Annotated in this window: 1 protein-coding gene; it reads left to right on the top strand. The window is 40.0% G+C overall.

The window, feature by feature from the left end; translation table 11 throughout:
* Positions 1-215: hypothetical protein (locus V6252_RS13405; protein WP_341610765.1), on the top strand; the 215-nt coding region annotated here is incomplete at both ends.

Below are 215 nucleotides of genomic sequence, written 5' to 3'. Positions count from 1 at the left end.
CAAACAGATACAAAGTATGTTTATGATAATAAAGATCCTGAAGCAGAACAAAAGCGTTTACCTGATGCCTTAGATCAGGCTAAAGCCACGCAGATCTCTGCCCAAAGACAGCTAGAAAATGCTGAGCACATACTTAGTCAATTGCTTGATAAGCAACGTCAGCTGACTGAGCAAGTGACTACTGTAAAGATTACACTTAGCAACCAAGAAGATAC

The sequence above is a fragment of the Psychrobacter proteolyticus genome, from assembly GCF_038155145.1.
Classification (GTDB): domain Bacteria; phylum Pseudomonadota; class Gammaproteobacteria; order Pseudomonadales; family Moraxellaceae; genus Psychrobacter; species Psychrobacter proteolyticus_B.
This window is presented reverse-complemented; position numbering and strand designations above follow the sequence as displayed.